The sequence below is a fragment of the Paraburkholderia sp. genome (genome assembly GCF_049581445.1).
GTDB lineage: Bacteria > Pseudomonadota > Gammaproteobacteria > Burkholderiales > Burkholderiaceae > Paraburkholderia.
In genome coordinates, this window is record NZ_JBAURZ010000340.1 from 1 (window position 1) to 15757 (window position 15757).

16 protein-coding genes are annotated in these 15757 nt (G+C 61.5%); 7 read left to right on the forward strand and 9 right to left on the reverse strand.

The genetic code is table 11. The features are described from left to right. Nucleotides 1-92: 92 nt before the first annotated feature. A complete protein-coding gene (locus WCA85_RS28195; RefSeq protein ID WP_424068157.1) occupies nt 93-1187 on the reverse strand; it encodes an ABC transporter substrate-binding protein in 1095 nt (364 codons plus the stop codon). A gap of 500 nt (nt 1188-1687) precedes the next feature. Here WCA85_RS28195 and WCA85_RS28200 point away from each other — a divergent pair, with 500 nt between their 5' ends. Beyond that, the gene (locus WCA85_RS28200; RefSeq protein ID WP_424068158.1) at nt 1688-2563 is read left to right on the forward strand and encodes a LysR substrate-binding domain-containing protein; all 876 of its coding nucleotides are present in this window, start codon (nt 1688-1690) and stop codon (nt 2561-2563) included. A gap of 9 nt (nt 2564-2572) precedes the next feature. Here the strand turns inward: WCA85_RS28200 and WCA85_RS28205 are convergent, their stop codons facing one another. Both WCA85_RS28205 and WCA85_RS28210 read right to left on the reverse strand, forming a co-directional pair. After that, the gene (locus WCA85_RS28205; protein WP_424068159.1) at nt 2573-3655 is read right to left on the reverse strand and encodes a calcium:proton antiporter; all 1083 of its coding nucleotides are present in this window, start codon (nt 3653-3655) and stop codon (nt 2573-2575) included. Nucleotides 3656-3778: 123 nt separating this feature from the next. Beyond that, a complete protein-coding gene (locus tag WCA85_RS28210; RefSeq protein WP_424068160.1) occupies nt 3779-4135 on the reverse strand; it encodes a BON domain-containing protein in 357 nt (118 codons plus the stop codon). A gap of 352 nt (nt 4136-4487) precedes the next feature. On the opposite strand from WCA85_RS28210, the gene WCA85_RS28215 reads away from it, so the two are divergent. Further along, complete coding sequence (locus WCA85_RS28215; RefSeq protein ID WP_424068161.1) at nt 4488-5123, forward strand: DNA-3-methyladenine glycosylase; 636 nt, start codon at nt 4488-4490, stop codon at nt 5121-5123. Between the two features lie 312 nt (nt 5124-5435). Further along, nucleotides 5436-5789: a DUF4148 domain-containing protein gene (locus WCA85_RS28220; RefSeq protein WP_424068162.1), complete on the forward strand. Its 354-nt coding sequence runs from the start codon at nt 5436-5438 to the stop codon at nt 5787-5789. Nucleotides 5790-5999: 210 nt separating this feature from the next. Here WCA85_RS28220 and WCA85_RS28225 read toward each other — a convergent pair whose 3' ends face one another. Beyond that, nucleotides 6000-6440: a CBS domain-containing protein gene (locus WCA85_RS28225; RefSeq protein ID WP_424068163.1), complete on the reverse strand. Its 441-nt coding sequence runs from the start codon at nt 6438-6440 to the stop codon at nt 6000-6002. Nucleotides 6441-6711: 271 nt separating this feature from the next. Between WCA85_RS28225 and ribA the strand changes: the two genes are divergently transcribed. Continuing rightward, complete coding sequence (gene ribA, locus WCA85_RS28230) at nt 6712-7359, forward strand: GTP cyclohydrolase II (RefSeq protein WP_424068164.1); 648 nt, start codon at nt 6712-6714, stop codon at nt 7357-7359. 51 nt (nt 7360-7410) lie between these two features. On the opposite strand, the gene WCA85_RS28235 is transcribed toward ribA, so the two are convergent. Further along, complete coding sequence (locus WCA85_RS28235) at nt 7411-8310, reverse strand: NAD(P)H-binding protein (protein ID WP_424068165.1); 900 nt, start codon at nt 8308-8310, stop codon at nt 7411-7413. A gap of 239 nt (nt 8311-8549) precedes the next feature. On the opposite strand from WCA85_RS28235, the gene WCA85_RS28240 reads away from it, so the two are divergent. Then, complete coding sequence (locus tag WCA85_RS28240) at nt 8550-9431, forward strand: helix-turn-helix transcriptional regulator (protein ID WP_424068172.1); 882 nt, start codon at nt 8550-8552, stop codon at nt 9429-9431. Nucleotides 9432-9458: 27 nt separating this feature from the next. On the opposite strand, the gene WCA85_RS28245 is transcribed toward WCA85_RS28240, so the two are convergent. The 3 genes from WCA85_RS28245 to WCA85_RS28255 form a co-directional block, all read right to left on the reverse strand. Then, on the reverse strand, nt 9459-10295 hold the full coding sequence (locus WCA85_RS28245) for an anti-sigma factor family protein (protein ID WP_424068166.1): 837 nt from the start codon (nt 10293-10295) through the stop codon (nt 9459-9461). Further along, nucleotides 10292-10810 carry an RNA polymerase sigma factor gene (locus WCA85_RS28250; protein ID WP_424068167.1) on the reverse strand — a complete coding sequence of 173 codons (519 nt, stop codon included), beginning with the start codon at nt 10808-10810 and terminating at the stop codon, nt 10292-10294. The genes WCA85_RS28245 and WCA85_RS28250 overlap by 4 nt, the downstream gene beginning before the upstream one ends. 258 nt (nt 10811-11068) lie before the next feature. Further along, nucleotides 11069-11944 carry an anti-sigma factor family protein gene (locus WCA85_RS28255; RefSeq protein WP_424068168.1) on the reverse strand — a complete coding sequence of 292 codons (876 nt, stop codon included), beginning with the start codon at nt 11942-11944 and terminating at the stop codon, nt 11069-11071. Between the two features lie 184 nt (nt 11945-12128). Here WCA85_RS28255 and WCA85_RS28260 point away from each other — a divergent pair, with 184 nt between their 5' ends. Next, nucleotides 12129-13217 carry a catalase family peroxidase gene (locus tag WCA85_RS28260; protein WP_424068169.1) on the forward strand — a complete coding sequence of 363 codons (1089 nt, stop codon included), beginning with the start codon at nt 12129-12131 and terminating at the stop codon, nt 13215-13217. Continuing rightward, entirely contained in the window at nt 13214-13762 is a 549-nt protein-coding gene (locus tag WCA85_RS28265; protein ID WP_424068170.1) for a cytochrome b, read from the forward strand. Before WCA85_RS28260 ends, WCA85_RS28265 begins: the two co-directional genes overlap by 4 nt. A gap of 22 nt (nt 13763-13784) precedes the next feature. Here the strand turns inward: WCA85_RS28265 and WCA85_RS28270 are convergent. Beyond that, the coding region (locus WCA85_RS28270; RefSeq protein ID WP_424068171.1) for a GcvT family protein at nt 13785-15757 on the reverse strand (1973 nt) is incomplete at its 5' end.

The window sequence follows — 15757 nt, forward strand, 5'->3', positions numbered from 1 at the left end:
CGCCATTGTGGCGCCGGGCGCGGCCGTGACCGGCTCGTCCGGTGCGCCGGAGGTATCGGGAGCGGGCCGCGACGAGAACGCGGGCATTGTCGTCATGCCGAGAAAATCTCGGTGTAGCGCTTGATCCACGCGGCTTGTACAGCGGCCAGCGCCTTGTCGTCGTGCAGCACGGCTTTCTCCGCAATCTGCTTCGGGCTGGGCACGAACGCGCGGCTTTCGACGGGGATCACCGCCTTCGAGTTGACCGGGCCGTTCAGCACGTCGGCGGCCATGCGTCCCTGCACGCCGGCATCGAGCGAATGATTGATGAAGGCGTGAATCAGATCGCTATCGCCGGGGTGCGCTTTGGGGATCACGGTGAACATCAACTGCGTGGCGAAGCCTTCCTTCATGCCGTACGTGACGCCCATCTTGTACTCGGGCTTGCGAATCTGATCGGGAAAGAAGGCCGGCGAATAGATGCCGCCAATATCGAGCGAGCCGGTGCGGAACAGATCGGCCACCTGGTTCGGATTCTCGCCGAGCGTCATCACGCGGTCTTTCAGTTCGGCCAGTTTCTTGAAACCAGGATCGATGTTTTGCTGCGAGCCGTCGGCCATCTTCGCAGCAATGATCGCGAGGTCGACAGCTTCGGCCCATTCGGGCGGCGGCAGGAACAGACGCCCTGAGTACTTCGGATCCCAAAGTGCCTCATACGTCGTGGGGGCGGTTTTGACGGTCGACGTGTTGTAGATGAGCCCATCGGACCACAGCAGATAGCCCACGCCGAAGCCGTCGGCGCCCGTGCGATATTGCGGTGCCACGTCCTTCAGATTGGGTAGCTTGTCGAGATCGGGCTTGACCAGTAGACCCGCTTCGCCGAGACCCGTTGCCCCCACGCCTGCGAGCGTGATCACGTCGTACGTGGGACGGTCGCCTGCGGCCTTGACCTTGGCGACCATGCCGGAGGTGCCGTCAGCGCGATCGGCAATCACTTTGGCGCCGGTTTTCGCCGTAAAAGTGGCGGCGATATTGCGCAGCGCGGCGGCGCCGGTATCGTCAGACCAGGTCAACAGGCGCAAGGTCTTGCCGGAGAAGTTCTGTTCCTGCGCTCGCAGACTCACAAATGGCATGGGTAGCGCCGAGGCCGCGAGCGCCGCGCCGATCGCCTTGATAGCTTGCCTTCTGCCGCGTTTGATGTCCTGCATGACCGTCTCCCAGTTTGAACAAGGCAACTTTCGCTTGCTGCGTGCCGTGCGAAGACGTTGCGGGTGGATGCACTCTAGGTTTGCCAAAATCAGGTAACAATCGAAATCTCTGCATGGACGTCATGACGTAAGCTCATGCGCAGACCACTGCGCCTCTGCACGAGTGGCATCCGCCGATTGGGCCGCAGCGCCGCGATGACGGGGAGCGCGGGTATACGTCCACGACCCGGACAACCGCTGACTACGATTCGAGGTATGAGGAAAGATCAAATCTGGTGCGGTGCCGTTCGCGTCTGCCCTTAACCGGTGCATCATGAGCGCCAGGTCGCGGCACGGGAAGGCGTTTGAGTCGCCTAAGCATGAGCGCCACGCATGCGCCGCGAGGCGCGCCCAGCGCGATCATATTTTTGAATCGCGTATGCTGTGGTGCTTAACGGGGCGCGAGGAGCCTGACCTTCTCCCGCACTGCAATGCATTTTGCTGATACCTGAGCCACGCCGATGCGAAGACTTCCTCCTCTGAACGCGCTGCAAATCTTCGAGACCGTTGCGCGGCATCGCAGTTTCACCCGTGCGGCAGACCATTTGTGCCTGACGCAAGGCGCGGTGAGCCGGCAGATACTCGCGCTTGAGGACTACTACAAGTTTCCGCTTTTCAAGCGGCATGCGAAAGGTTTGACGTTGACCGCGGAGGGAGAACTGCTGCTGCCGGCTGTGAAGGAGAGTTTCGCGCGCATCGAGGAGATTTCGCTGCGCCTCACGCGACAACGGACGGACCTGGCGCTGAAAGTGCCGACCTGCGTGATGCGCTGGATGCTGCCGAAGATCATGCAATTCCAGGCCGAGTATCCCGATCTGCACGTGCAGATCACGACCACCTGGCAGCACGATGTGGACTTTCAGGTCGAGCCCTTCGATGCGGCGATCATCTACGGTTCGTCCCCCGGTGCCGATGTGCAGGCTGTGCCGCTATTCGAGGAACGGCTGACGCCCGTCTGCGCGCCGGAACTGCTGAACGACAGGCCGCTCGATAGCGTGGCCGATCTGGCGCGGCACACGCTGCTGCACCCGACACGCGACCATCGCGACTGGAAAATGTGGCTCGATCACGTCGACGCCCGCGATATCGACGCGGGGCACGGCCCGAGTTTCGACACGCTCGATCTGGCTACTAACGCCGCGTTGCAGGGTTTTGGCGTCGCGATCAGCGATCTCGCTCTGATTGACGAGGACGTGGCGGCGAAGCGCCTGGTAAGGCCCTTCGACACGGTCCTGATGACGGGATGGCGTTACTACTTCGTCTACCCCGATTGCGTTGCGCATCAGCAGAAGGTGAATCTGTTCCGCGAGTGGATTGCGGAACATTGGACCGAATGACGGCGCCGCTTACGGCGCAAACGACAGGAACAGATACGCCGCAAACAGCGACAGGTGAACCACGCCTTGCAGGATGGTCGTGCGCCCGCTGCTCAGCGTGAGCGTGCCGACCACCAGCGTCAGCATTAGCATCACGGTTTCCTTGCCGTCGATGCCGAGTATCAATGGCTGGCCGGTCCAGAGAAACACCGCGGCCACGGTTGGAATAGTCAGCCCGATACTCGCGAGTGCCGAGCCGAGCGCGAGATTCAGACTGTTCTGCAACCGGTCGGCGCGCGCCGCCCGCACAGCGGCGAGCCCTTCAGGCAGCAACACCAGCGCCGCGATCACGATGCCGACCACCGCCGGCGGCGCACCGATATTCTTTACCGCGCTCTCAACGGTTGGCGAAAGCAGTTTCGCCAGCAGCACCACGGCCACGAGGCACACCAGTAACAGCAGGCTGCTGAAGAGGGCCTGGGCGCTGGTGGGCGGTTCGGCGTGAACGCTCTCATCGGGCGTGGCAGCGAGGAAGTAGTCGCGATGGCGGACCGTCTGCACGAACACGAACACGCCGTAGAGCACCAGCGACGATATCCCCGCAAACGCGAGTTGTGATGTCGAGAGCAGTGGACCCGGCTCGGTAGTCGTGAAGTTCGGCATCACTAGCGTCAACACCGACAGCGAGGCAAGCACCGCGAGCGTCGCGGCCGCGCCGCGCGCCTGGAAATCCTGTTCGCGATGGCGGATACCGCCCACTAGCAAACAGATGCCGACGATGCCGTTGCACACGATCATCACCGCCGCGAACACGGTATCGCGGGCAAGCCCCGCCTTCTCGGGGCCGGACGTGAGCATCACCGACACGATCAGCGCCACTTCGATCACGGTGACCGCCACCGCCAGCACCAGTGTGCCGAACGGCTCGCCCACCCGGTGTGCGACTACCTCGGCGTGATGCACGGCGGCGAACACGGAACCGGCCAGCGCCAGACCGACCAGTGCCAGCGTCAGCGCGGAACCCGGCAGCATGGCCGCGGCACCCAGCACCAGCCACGCCGCAATGGGCGTTCCGATGGTCCAGCGTGGCAGCACAGCCGTGGTGGTTTTCATCCTCGGGTTCCCTGGTTATTGTAGAAGGCAGCGGCGCCAAAGCGAGCGCAAGCCCAAACCCGAGCCCGCAATTGAAACGGGCGCAGCCCTTTGCATGAAAGGGATGCGCCCGAGCTGGTGCGCTTACTGGCCGATTGCGCGAATCGTCAGTGCGTTCTTCACCGAGGTTACGCCCGCTACGCCCTGAGCCGCTTGCGTGGCCAGATCGATCTGCGGCTGCTCAGGCACCGTGCCCTCCAGCGTCACGGCGCCGCTGCGGGCGCGGACCGTGATGTTGTTGGCGGTCAGGTCCTTCGTCCTCGTCAGAGCCTTGCGCACGGCGCGTTGCAGAGCACGGTTGGCGGCCTTGGTCGATTTGGCGCTCGGCGCTGCCATCGTGCCTGAGGCAGCCATTGCATCGCTGCTTTGAGCGTAGGCGTTAAGGGAAGCCGCAACGATCAGCGCGCCACCGATAATTTTGATTGCCTGGAATGCTTTCATTCAAGTTTCTCCGGTTGTCATGATTTTTCACGGTTCCGGGGGCGGAACCGCAGGATTGCACCAACGGGTACTTCGGGATCAAACCTGAGTGGAACGATGCTGCGAGTGATGCAAGCCTGGTTGCTATGTCTGCTAATAATCCAGCGGGCCGAGACGCGCGCTGCCCGGCGAAGGATGTACTGCTAGCCGGAATGTAACAATACTCCCACTTGAAAGAATGAGCGATGCAACTGTATGTCGAAATGCGGCTTTAGCACAACGGATAAACTTGCGTCACGGTTAAAAAGCTGCTTATTGTGCGAAGCGATTAACCGTTCATCGCCGCCTTCGCAACCTGGGAATTGCCGTACCAATGACCGATTCACCTCTTCATATTATTCCGCTCGAACGTGACGATTTACCGGTCGATACCGTCGAAATGGCGCGCTATCTGGTCGGCAAATATGTGGTTCATGATCTGCCAGAGGGGCGCATGAGCGGGCGCATCGTCGAGATGGAGGCCTATCCGCTCGGCGATTCCACCAGTTATGCGTTCGTCGGTCTGCGCCCGCACAACAGCGCGATGTTCCTCGCCCGGGGCTACGCCCATGTGCGGCTGACCTACGGGGTGTCGTACATGTTCAACGTATCGAGCGAGACCGAGGGCATCGGCGCGGGCGTGCTGATTCGGGCCATTGAACCGTTAGAGGGTTTGCCGTTGATGCAGGCCCGCCGCCCTGGCGTGAGCTTGCGCGATCTCGCCCGCGGACCGGGACGGTTATCGGTGGCGCTCGGCATCGGACAAGCCTTCGATGGCCGCGATCTGTGCACCGGCCGAGATCTCTGGCTCGGCAGAATGGAAGAGGAAGCGACGCCGGTTGCAGTGACCAAACGGATTGGACTGTCGCGTGAAATGCATCGACCGTTGCGCTTTTATGTGCCCGGCAGCCCGTTCGTCAGTGGGCCGCGCAAGTTATTGGTGTCCAGCAGTGGCGGCGCATCCGAATAAAGAATAAATGCCGAGCCGGGAAGCAGCAGTATTGGCGAGATCCGATACACCCAGATTGCGGCCCATGCACCAGAGTGAAACATCGCAGCTTGACAGACCGCTTACAAAGCTTGCGAAACTGGCAATTGCTACGTCAATCTGTCAGGCTCGAGGGAAGATATGCGGCATTCATCATTTACTCTTGCGAATTCAACAAATATATATCTCCAAATCAAGGGTTTTCCCTTGGAGATTGGCTGACTAGACTGGAATTACCCGCTTCCCACATGGTGTGTCAAGCGCACAAAAAACCAGGTCTGGAGGTAAGCCATCATGAAGTCGCTCATTCAAGCCGTCGCTATTGCCGCAATCCTTGCCGCTCCGGTTGCTTCGTTCGCGCAGTCTGCCGACACGAGCCAGCAACCCGTGACGCGCGCCGAAGTGAAGAACCAGTTGATCCAGTTGGAGCAGGCGGGCTACAACCCTTCCATTTCCAATGACGTCAACTATCCGGCCGACATCCAGGCGGCTGAAAAGCGTGTGCAGGAACAAAATCCGCCGGTCGCGCAAAACAGCGTCGCCGATACGAGCGGTTATGGTCCGGCCACTAGCGGTTCGTCGGCTTCGGGCACGATGCAGATGTCGCAACCGGCTGTGGCCAGCCAACGTATCTACTTTGGCCATTAATCCGGCCGAAGCGAATACGTCGCAAACATAAGGGTATGCGGTCGCAGTTCATGCTCGCCGCATGCCCAATCACGGAATTTTTAGAAACCTCCGCTGCCGCAAGGTAGCTTGGCCCAAACCTTGGCGGCTTGGGCTTTTTTTACGTCCGCGTAGTCTGGCGGTGTGTGGCGCGGAGCCACTGGCGCATCAAGTGATCAACGGTCCAGCGAATTATGGCCTCTCGCCCGTGATGTAGAACTCCAACTGCTGGATCGTGAACTGCTGTTCTGCAATGATGTTCTTCACCAGATCGCCAATCGAAACCATTCCCACCAATCTTTCCTGATCGATTACCGGCAAATGGCGCATGCGGCGCTCTGTCATGAGGGCCATGCAGTCGTCGGTGGTCTGTTCGAGGTGCACGAAGCGCACCGCCTTGCTCATGATGTCGCGCACGGGTGTCGCTTTCGACGAGCGGTCCATCAGCACGACCTTGCGCGCGTAGTCGCGCTCCGTGATGATGCCGGAAATGCTGTCGCCGTCGGTCACGACGAGCGCGCCGATCTGCTTTTCCGCCATGAGTTTGATGGCGTTATAGACCGAATCGTCTGCCGCAATCGTAAAGACGCCTTCGCTGGGCTTGGACTTGAGAAGTTGTGCAACGCTAGTCATGGAGCGGCTCCGTATCGCAGTGCAGCACGTCGGCACGTGACGCGCTGTCGTTGGGGACAGGCGCTTTCAGTATAGGTGGCGCATGAAGATCGGACATGCATGGGCAAACACCAGGTGACGCGATTCATGTGAGATCGGGACCCGCCACGCCTTCACAGAGCCGGTGCCGCGCACACGCTTGAGGTGCGGTTGGCCGATTAGCGGTAAACTCCAGTTCCGTACTTTATCCCCGGTTGTTAACGGGTTCATGTCAGTGCCTCTGCCTAACGCTATGCCCACGCCTCACGACTCGTCGCCCGTCATTGGCGATACGACCGGTGAATGCGTCATTCTCGACGCTGTCGCCACGCTTCCCACGCGCTACGGCACGTTTACCTCCTATGTGTTTCGTGTCTGTGACACGGGCGCCGAGCATCTCGCGCTTGTCATGGGCGATGTCGCCAATAAGGATTCGGTCCTCACCCGTTTGCATTCAGAATGCCTGACGGGCGATGTGCTCGGCTCCTACCGCTGCGATTGCGGCGAGCAACTTGACCTCGCTCTGCGCTACATCGCCGCCGAAGGTTGCGGTGTGCTGCTCTATCTGCGTGGCCACGAAGGGCGCGGCATTGGCCTGTCCAACAAGATTCGTGCATACGCGTTGCAGGAGCAGGGGCGCGATACGGTCGAGGCTAATCTCGACCTCGGCTTGCCCGACGATTCGCGCGAATACGATTCGGCCGCGGGCATTCTGCGCACGCTGAAAGTCACCTCGGTGCGCCTGATGAGCAACAATCCGAAGAAGTTCGACACGCTCTCGAAGCATGGCATTCCCGTTAGCGAACGGGTTGCGCTAGCGGTTCCCACGCGGGAAGAAAACGAACGGTATATCCGCACCAAGCAGACCAAGTTTGGACATTACTTCGACGAAAACGAGTAAGCGCCGTGACACGGCGCGGCGCTCCGGCTTCTGCGATTAACGCGCTGGTAGCTAATGCGCTCCGGCTTCGACACGTGGGATGATCGAAGCCAACGCCTCGCTCAATTCGGTCGTGCCGAAACGTCGTTCACCCGCACCGGTTTCCACATCGATCAACCCGGCGTTGTGCCGGTCGTAAAGGTCGGTGATCAGTTGCGCGTGGTTCGCGCTCAGACCCGCGCGTAGCAGCATCGGCGTCCATTGCTCGCGAGGCAGTTCAAGCGCGGCGATCTCGCGGCCGCTTAACGTGCTCAGCGTCTGCGCCACATCGAGCGCGCTGATGCGTCGCGGACCCTCCACGCTGACGATACGCGGCGTTCTCTCACCATCCGGGTCGTGGTCGACCAGCAATGCAGCGGCGAGCCTGCCAACGTCGTGGGCCGAAACGCTCGCGAACCGTTTGTCCAACGGATGATGCAGGCTCGGCAGCAAGCCTGTCTTCAACGCGGCGGGCAGAACGCGTGCCCAGTTTTGCATGTGCTCGGCGGCGCGTAACAAGGTCAGATGACTCGCGACAGGCTTGAGTGCTTCCTCCATGTGATGAAAGAGCAGCGTGATACCCGTGTCGTGTGCCAACTCGGCGCCGTAGTCGGATAAGGCGAGCACGCGCGGCGGCGGATTGGCGCGCAGGGCGCGGGCCGCAGTGTCAATCATGTGACGCATCATATCGGCGGGTTGCGCTTCGGTGCGCGGCACCGGACAGAGAATCTGCACCGCGTCGGCGCCCTCGATGGCTTTGGCGACCGACGCGTAGTCCGTCAGATCGGCCAATGCGATCTCGCAGCCGAGTTTCGCGAGTCGTTCGCCTTGTTGTGCGTTGCGAACCACGGCACGCACTGTCTCGCCCGCGCGACGCAGGGTGGCAGCGGTGAGCCTGCCGGCATTGCCGGATGCTCCGAATATCACAAACACGTTGTGCTCCTGATGAGTAGGGTGTGACTCATCTTAGAAGCGTGTGGCCGACGCGACGCGCGGGTGTGGATGGCTTCGAGCAGATCCGGATGATCGTTTTCAAGCGGAAGAATCCGTGCCAAAAGAAGCGGGCAGCGCGAGAGCAACGCCTCAAGCATCGCAGGCAAAAACATCGCACAATGCACGCACGTCTGTCGCTATCCGAGAGGGCTGCTATGAACGCCGTGTTTTCCACTTCGATGCCTGCTGCAATGCCTGTCGCGATTCCCGGCCATACGCCGCATTCTGCTGCCCGCATTAGTCTGCAAACGAGTGCCCGGCTCGGCTGGCGAGGCTTTGGGGCCGACCTGATTGGCATCGGCGCGGGCGTGCACCGGATTCCGGCCCTGCAACATCATCGGGTGGGCGTGCATGTGGGCGCCCCAGTCAAGGCACATTGCCTGTGCAACGGGCGGCGTCTGGTGCGATTGCAGTCGCATGGCGATGCCGACGTGATCCCCGCGGGCCTCGATGGACAGTGGAGCGACGAGTCCGACTGCACGATTTTCAGCGTCTGGATTGACAATGCGTTGGCGCAAAAAACGTTCGAACAGATGGAACTGCGCTCGAACGATGCACAGATCCGTCCGCGATTTCAAATGCGTGATCCGCGTTTTCAGCATCTTGTATGGGCATTGCGCGCGGAACTCGAGGCCGATGACGCCTCCGATCCGCTCTACGCAGAAAGCCTGTGCACAGCGATGATCGTGCGGCTCATCAACGCCGAACCCATGCTCGAGCGCAAGCGCACGGCGAAGCTCGCGCCCAGGCTGGCAACGCGGGTCGTGGAGTTTATTGAAGGCAATCTCTCGCAGCGTCTCACGCTGGCAGAACTCGCGGCACTCGCAGACTTAAGCGTGCCGCATTTCAAGGTGTTGTTTCGTGAGACGCTGGGGACGCCGGTGCATCAGTATGTCGTGCAAAGACGCGTCGAGCGGGCGCGTGATCTGTTGCTAGAGGGCCGTCTGAGTGCGAGCCAGGTCGCGCTGGATACGGGGTTCGCACATCAGAGTCATATGGCGCACTGGATGAACCGTTTGCTGGGGGTAACGCCGCGAGAGGTGGTGAGGGGCAGGGGCTGAACGCAGCATCACGAATGCCCCTGATCATCATCCCTTCGCGGTCAACTGCGCATAGACATCATGCGAGAGTTGCAGCAACACCTTCCGGTCGATCCCGCCCGAAACCGCATAGCCAAAGTCTCCATCAACCCAGTAGAAAACATTCACCGGCCCATCCTGATACAGCTTGAATGCGGTGGTGTTCGAATTCTCCTTGCGATGCGAGATGCACAAGGTCATACGCTCGCCTGACGGACCACGGTACATGAACTGGGCAACCGGACCATCCGCGCCCGGCAGGATGCGCCCGCCGCTCAGCACAAAGCCGCTTTTGTCGAGCATGGGCGGATGCACGTCGGTGCCGAGTTTATTCGACAGCCACTGGACGAAATCCTGCTCGTGATCGGCGGCGTCCATTGCATCGGGCCGTTCCACCGCCGGCATATACACGACATGCGCCACTGCGGCCTGGCGCGCGAGGCCATCTGACGCATCCGCGCTGACAGGACGCGTATCCGATGAGGTGCCAGCAGGCATCCCCGGCATGGACTCCGGCACACTCTTGCCCATTTGCGTGCCCACGCCAATACCGACACCCAGCACCAAGGCAGCAGCCATTCCCGCGAACTGCGGCCAGTTTGCGGCGTCAAGCCAGCGCCGCTTCGGGGCAGGGGCTTGCAGGCGCTTGGGCACCGGCTCGCTTAGAACCCGGTCATAGCGCTCATGGAACATGCTGTTCAGAGAGAAATAGTCGCTGACTCGCGCGGCAAGGTCGGGGTTCTGTTCGAGCGCGCGCTCCACCTGGGCGCGGCGTTCGTCCGACAGCGTGCCGTCCACGTAAGCGTGCAGTTCTTCTTCGCCGATTGGCGTGACTGGTTCGTTCATCGCACCACCTGTAATTTCGCGCCGGGCTGTGTGCCCGCCATCAATGCCCTGAGCCGTTCGCGTCCGCGTGATAGCCGCGACATCACCGTACCGATCGGAATATCCAGCGCCAGCGCGACGTCTGCGTAGCTCATTTCCTCGAGACCGACCAGCAGGACCACCTGACGCTGGTCGGTGGGCAGACGCTGCAATGCATAGTCGAGATCGCGCATTTCCAGCGACCTTGTCTGGTCGGAAGGCACGGCGAATTCGCTTTCCGCGATGCTGTCGTCGTCCACGGAAACGTGCACGGCCCGCACCGATGCCTTGCGCGCCTGGTTCGCGAACACGTTGTGCATGATCGTAAACAACCATGCGCGCAGGTCAGTACCGGCCTGGAACAGTTCGGTGCGGCCCAGGGCGCGCTCCAACGTGTCCTGGACCAGGTCATCGGCCAGTTCCCGGTTGTTGATCAGCGCTCTTGCATAGCGCCGCAAACGCGGGACGTGCTCCATCAACTCGTCACGGATGTCCATTGCTCTTACCAGTGAGATATTCAGCGTGGTGCGCCGGTCACGGCGAACGACGGCATTCAAGGTGCGAACACGCTGGATGGCATTTTATTCCCACCCAGATTGATGGGCGGGAACAAGTTCTTGCTGAATGGCTCGCGGAGGCCGATATTGCGGCCTTTTCGCGGCCATTTTGTGCCCTTTTGTCTGCTTCCTGCCACTGCCACTGCCACTGCATCCAGCGTGATGCGTGATGCCTGATGCGGCTTGTGCCGCTTACCCTCAGTGTGAGGTCAGGGCGTCGGCGGCGCGCATCAGCCCTCGTGCGTCGGCCGTGCCGGCCAGGACGTAGCCCTCGCCGTGCGCGGTCCAACTCAGCAGCCGCAACGAACCCACCCGGCGCGCGCTCCATTGCGGCTGGGCACTAGCTGGCCAAGCGGCCGCCTCGACGAGCACGATGGGCTGATGTTCGTTGTTCAGATACAGGTATTCGGTCGCATGCGCGAATGGGCCGAGTTTCATCGTGCGGTGGCCGATGAGGTGCATGCCGACCGCCGTGAGGTTCGGCGCGGACGCCTTGAGCGCGGCTGGGTCCGGGCTGGCGGTTAGACCGGAGTTCTGCATGCCAGCCGGGGCCGGAACCTTGTCGGTCGTGGCGGCCGTCCCAACCATGCCACTCGCAGTAGTGGTTGCACTGCTTTCGGCGAGCGACTGCGCGTTGCCAGTATGGCCGCCGGTCGCCTGCATCAAGGCCATCACAGCCGCGTTGTTCAATGCTTCTGTGGAGACCTGCGACGCAGTCATCCAACCACTCGCCGCCACCAGAGCAAGAGCGGCGGCGAAAATCACCGCCATGCTGGTACGTATTGCTTGCAACCTCGCTGCGCCGCCGCGCCATGCCAGCCACTTGCCCATACCCTTCGTCAGCCGCCGCTTGTCAGAGCTGCGGTTCGGCAGTGGTTCATCAGCGGGGCCAAATGAACGCTGGATCTGCTCGTTGAGCTTGCCGTAGAAGGCCACCCGGCGCGCCTCGCCGGGCCGCTTGCCCAGATAGGCGCGCAAATGAGCCTCGCGCTCCGGGGAGAGAAGGCCGTCTGCGTATGCCTGAATATCCTGTTCGGAAAGCGGCGGATCGTGTCGTGGGTCGGTGCGGTTCATGATGTTTGAGTGCAAGGAGTGCTTGATTGGGCTAACACGCACCCTGCATTTTTATTCCATGCACGCGCCATGCCATGCTGTGCAGCGCCGTACTATGTGGCTTGTCGTTCGCCCTCGCGGAATAAACCCCGCTGGTCCCGTGTTAGTGCCCCTGTAGAGCGCATGAAAAAGCCAAGGAGCCCACGTGACCCAGTCTTCCCTTCCGCCATCCACCCCAATTTGCGTGCCATGCCGGCTCGCGGCGATTGGCGCTGTCGTCTTGAGCGTTGCCGCTGGTTTCGCCTACGTGGCCGGCTGGCTGACGCCGGAGCGCCTCACTACGCATCGCATCGTCAATGCGTTCGAAACCGATAACGGGCAGCATCCGGGCTACCGGCGTAATCATTCGAAGGGGGTGTGCGTGGCCGGTGATTTCGAGAGCAACGGCAATGCCGCCGCCCTTTCAAGCGCAACCGTGTTTGCGGCGGGTGTGACGCCGGTGATTGGCCGCTTCGCGATTCCGGGCGGCAATCCCTCCGCGCCCGACACGAGTGTGCCGATTCGCAGCATGGCGTTGCTGTTCTCCCTGCACGACGGCGAGCAGTGGCGCACTGGGATGAACTCCGTGCCGGTGTTCGCGGTGCGCACACCGGAGCAGTTCTACCAGCTACTGGTCGCGACGAAGCCTGATCCGGCGACCGGTAAGCCTAACCCCGCCGTGCTCAAGGCGTTCTACGTCGCCACTCCGGAAACGAAGCCGCTTCAGGCGTGGATGAAGGGCCATCCGCCATCATCGAGCTTTGCCAATGGGAGTTACTACAGCATCAACGCGTTTCGCTTTGTCAACGCGAGCGGGCAAACCCGCTTCGTGCGCTGGTCGATGGTGCCGGAAACACCGTTTGCGCCCATCACGGATGCGCAAAAGAATGCGAAGAACTTCCTCGACGCCGATCTCGACCAGCGACTGCAAGCGGGTCCGCTGCGTTGGCATCTGATCGTGACGGTGGCCGAGTTGGGCGACCCGAGTAACGATGCCACGTCGCAATGGCCGGTTGGCCGCCAGCAGATTGACGCAGGCACGCTGGTGATCGAGCACGAGACCTCGCAGGACGATGGTCCGTGCCGCGACGTCAACTTCGATCCCACCGTGTTGCCTGCGGGCATCAAGACATCGGACGATCCGCTGCTCGCGGCGCGCTCGGCAGCGTATTCCGTTTCCTACAACCGGCGCACCCGCGAGGAGGCGCTCAACCCGAAGCTGCACCAGGCGCAGCAGAATGGAGATCGGTCATGAAGCCGGCACACACACACTTCACCACGTCGCAACGGCTGCTGCACTGGAGCATGGCGCTGCTGATTCTCGCGATGCTATTTGTCGGCGTTGGCATGGTCGCAACGGTCTCGCATGCGCACAATACGTTGATCGCCATTCATCGGCCGCTGGGGATTGCGATACTTTTGTTGGTACTACTGCGTATTGCGGTAAGACTAAAGCGTGGTAGCCCGTCGTTGCCCGACGACATGCCCGCATTACAACAGGTGGTCGCGAAGCTTTCGCATCTGGTGTTGTACGCGCTGATGCTTGCCATGCCGCTGATCGGCTGGTCGATGCTATCGGCAGCGGGTTATCCGGTGACGCTGTTCGGCGGCGTGCACCTGCCGCCCATCGTGCCGCACGATGTCAGGCTCTATGCGTTGCTGCGTGCATTGCATACATGGCTTGCGTTTGCGTTGTTTCTCACGGTGCTCGGTCACCTCGGTGCGGCCTTGTTCCATGGGCTGATCCGGCGCGACGGCGTGTTTTCAAGCATGGCGCGGGGTGCTGCACGCCAGGCTTGACGTTGCGTTACCGGTTGGAGACTCAGCTTTTCACGCGTTCCGACCGTGGATCGTGTGGCGCTTTCAGGTGCAGCGTCGCAGGCAGTAACTCGCCTGCGACATCAATCGCATAACGTCCGCTGGTCAGATACGCTGTATCAGCTGCGCCGTCCGGATTGTTGACGTAGCCCATCGCCACCGGGCAACCAAAGGTATGCCCAAACGCTGCTGAACTCACGAAGCCGACCGGCTTGCCGTCGCGCAGGATCGCTTCGCCGCCCCACAGCATGCTATCGGCGGCGGCGTCCACAGTCAGCACAACCATGCGCCGGCGCAGCGGCGTTTCACGCAGTTTCAGCAAGGCGTCGCGCCCGCGAAACGCGATGTCCTTGTCGAGCTTGCAGGCGAACCCAAGACCCGCTTCGAACGGGTTTGAATCCGGCGTGAGTTCGCGGCCCCATGCCCGGTAGCCTTTTTCGATCCGCAGCGATTCGATCGCGTAGTAGCCCGCGTTGACGAGGCCGAATGTCGTGCCCGCATGCTGCAGCGTCTCGTACACACCGGCGGCGAATTCAACGGGCACGTACAGTTCCCATCCCAGTTCGCCGACATAGGTGAGCCGCGTGGCACGCGCCGTCGCATAGCCGATGTCCATTTCGCGGCTCTGCCCGAAGGGGAATCCTGCGTTGCTCCAGTCAGCCTTCGAAACGCTTTGCAGCAGATCGCGGGCGCGCGGTCCCATCACGGCCAGAACGGCGTATTGGCCGGTGACGTCCACCAGGGTGCAATGCTTGTCGTGCGGAATGGACTTCTCGATGTAATCGAAGTCGCGCGTGGTTTGAGCCGAGCCCGAGACGATCAGGTATTGATCGGGCGAGAGGCGGGTGAGCGTGAAATCCGATTCGTAGCCGCCGCGTTCGTTGAGCATGCCGCTATAGACGGTGGTGCCCGGTGGCACCGCCACGTCGTTCGCGACGATGCCCTGCAACACCGCTTCGGCATCGCGTCCCTTGACGAGAAATTTAGAAAACGACGTCATGTCGAACAGGGCCACGCCTTCGCGACAGGCGCGATGTTCGGCGCCGCTCCATGGCAGCCAGTTTTGCTGGCCGAACGCGTAGTCGATCCTTGCTTCGGCGGGGCCCGGCGCGAAAAAGTTGGGTCTCTCCCAACCCATCTTGCTGCCGAAGCTGGCGCCCGCGTCGCGCAGCATCGTGTAAAGCGGCGAGCGGCGAAACGGCCGCGCGCTGTCGAGTTCGCGGTTAGGCCAGGGCATCGCATAGTGCAGACCGAGCGTTTCCTTGACGCGGTCGTGCAGCCACGTGTCGTTGCCGTTGAAGCGCGCAAAGCGGCGGATATCCACCGGCCACAGGTCCATCGTTGGCGTACCGGCGACGATCCACTCGGCAAGCGCCATACCGGCGCCTCCCGCCGATGCGATCCCCATTGAGTTAAACCCCGCACCGACAAAGAAGTGCCGCAACTCGGGCGCTTCGCCAAGCATAAAGTTGTTATCCGGCGTGAACGATTCAGGCCCGTTGTAGAACTGCCGTACCTGCGCGGTTTCGAGCGCGGGCACACGCTGCAACGCGTTTTTCATCAGGATTTCGAATTGATCCCAGTCGTCGGGCAGCAGCTGGAATTCGAAATTCTCAGGAATGCCATCCATGCCCCACGGTTTTGCGTCCGGCTCGAAGCCACCCATCACCAGGCCGCCCACTTCTTCCTTGAAGTAAATGAAGCCGTCCGGATCGCGCATGACCGGCAGATCGGGATGCACGCCGGCAATGCGCTCGGTGACGATGTAGTAGTGCTCGGCCGAATGCAGCGGCACGGTGACATCGCACATACGGCCCACCGCCTTGGCCCATTGGCCCGCACAGTTGACCACGATCTCCGCGTTGATCGTCCCTTCGGCGCCGTCCTTGTTGCGCCAGGCGAGGCCGCTGACTTCGCGTCCGCCGCCTCCTGTTTCGCTGCGCGTTTGCCGCGTGTGGATCGCGGCAACGCGGGTGT

Bases quoted from the DNA above. Each gene is read 5' to 3' on its own strand.
- WCA85_RS28245 (WP_424068166.1), bottom strand. From the start codon at position 10,295: ATGAACGAACCAGTCACGCCAATCGGCGAAGAAGAACTGCACGCTTAC.
- WCA85_RS28255 (WP_424068168.1), bottom strand. From the start codon at position 11,944: ATGAACCGCACCGACCCACGACACGATCCGCCGCTTTCCGAACAGGAT.
- WCA85_RS28210 (WP_424068160.1), bottom strand. From the start codon at position 4,135: ATGAAAGCATTCCAGGCAATCAAAATTATCGGTGGCGCGCTGATCGTT.
- WCA85_RS28195 (WP_424068157.1), bottom strand. From the start codon at position 1,187: ATGCAGGACATCAAACGCGGCAGAAGGCAAGCTATCAAGGCGATCGGC.
- WCA85_RS28200 (WP_424068158.1), top strand. From the start codon at position 1,688: ATGCGAAGACTTCCTCCTCTGAACGCGCTGCAAATCTTCGAGACCGTT.
- WCA85_RS28205 (WP_424068159.1), bottom strand. From the start codon at position 3,655: ATGAAAACCACCACGGCTGTGCTGCCACGCTGGACCATCGGAACGCCC.
- WCA85_RS28250 (WP_424068167.1), bottom strand. From the start codon at position 10,810: ATGGACATCCGTGACGAGTTGATGGAGCACGTCCCGCGTTTGCGGCGC.
- WCA85_RS28265 (WP_424068170.1), top strand. From the start codon at position 13,214: ATGAAGCCGGCACACACACACTTCACCACGTCGCAACGGCTGCTGCAC.
- WCA85_RS28225 (WP_424068163.1), bottom strand. From the start codon at position 6,440: ATGACTAGCGTTGCACAACTTCTCAAGTCCAAGCCCAGCGAAGGCGTC.
- ribA (WP_424068164.1), top strand. From the start codon at position 6,712: ATGCCCACGCCTCACGACTCGTCGCCCGTCATTGGCGATACGACCGGT.
- WCA85_RS28240 (WP_424068172.1), top strand. From the start codon at position 8,550: ATGCCTGCTGCAATGCCTGTCGCGATTCCCGGCCATACGCCGCATTCT.
- WCA85_RS28220 (WP_424068162.1), top strand. From the start codon at position 5,436: ATGAAGTCGCTCATTCAAGCCGTCGCTATTGCCGCAATCCTTGCCGCT.
- WCA85_RS28215 (WP_424068161.1), top strand. From the start codon at position 4,488: ATGACCGATTCACCTCTTCATATTATTCCGCTCGAACGTGACGATTTA.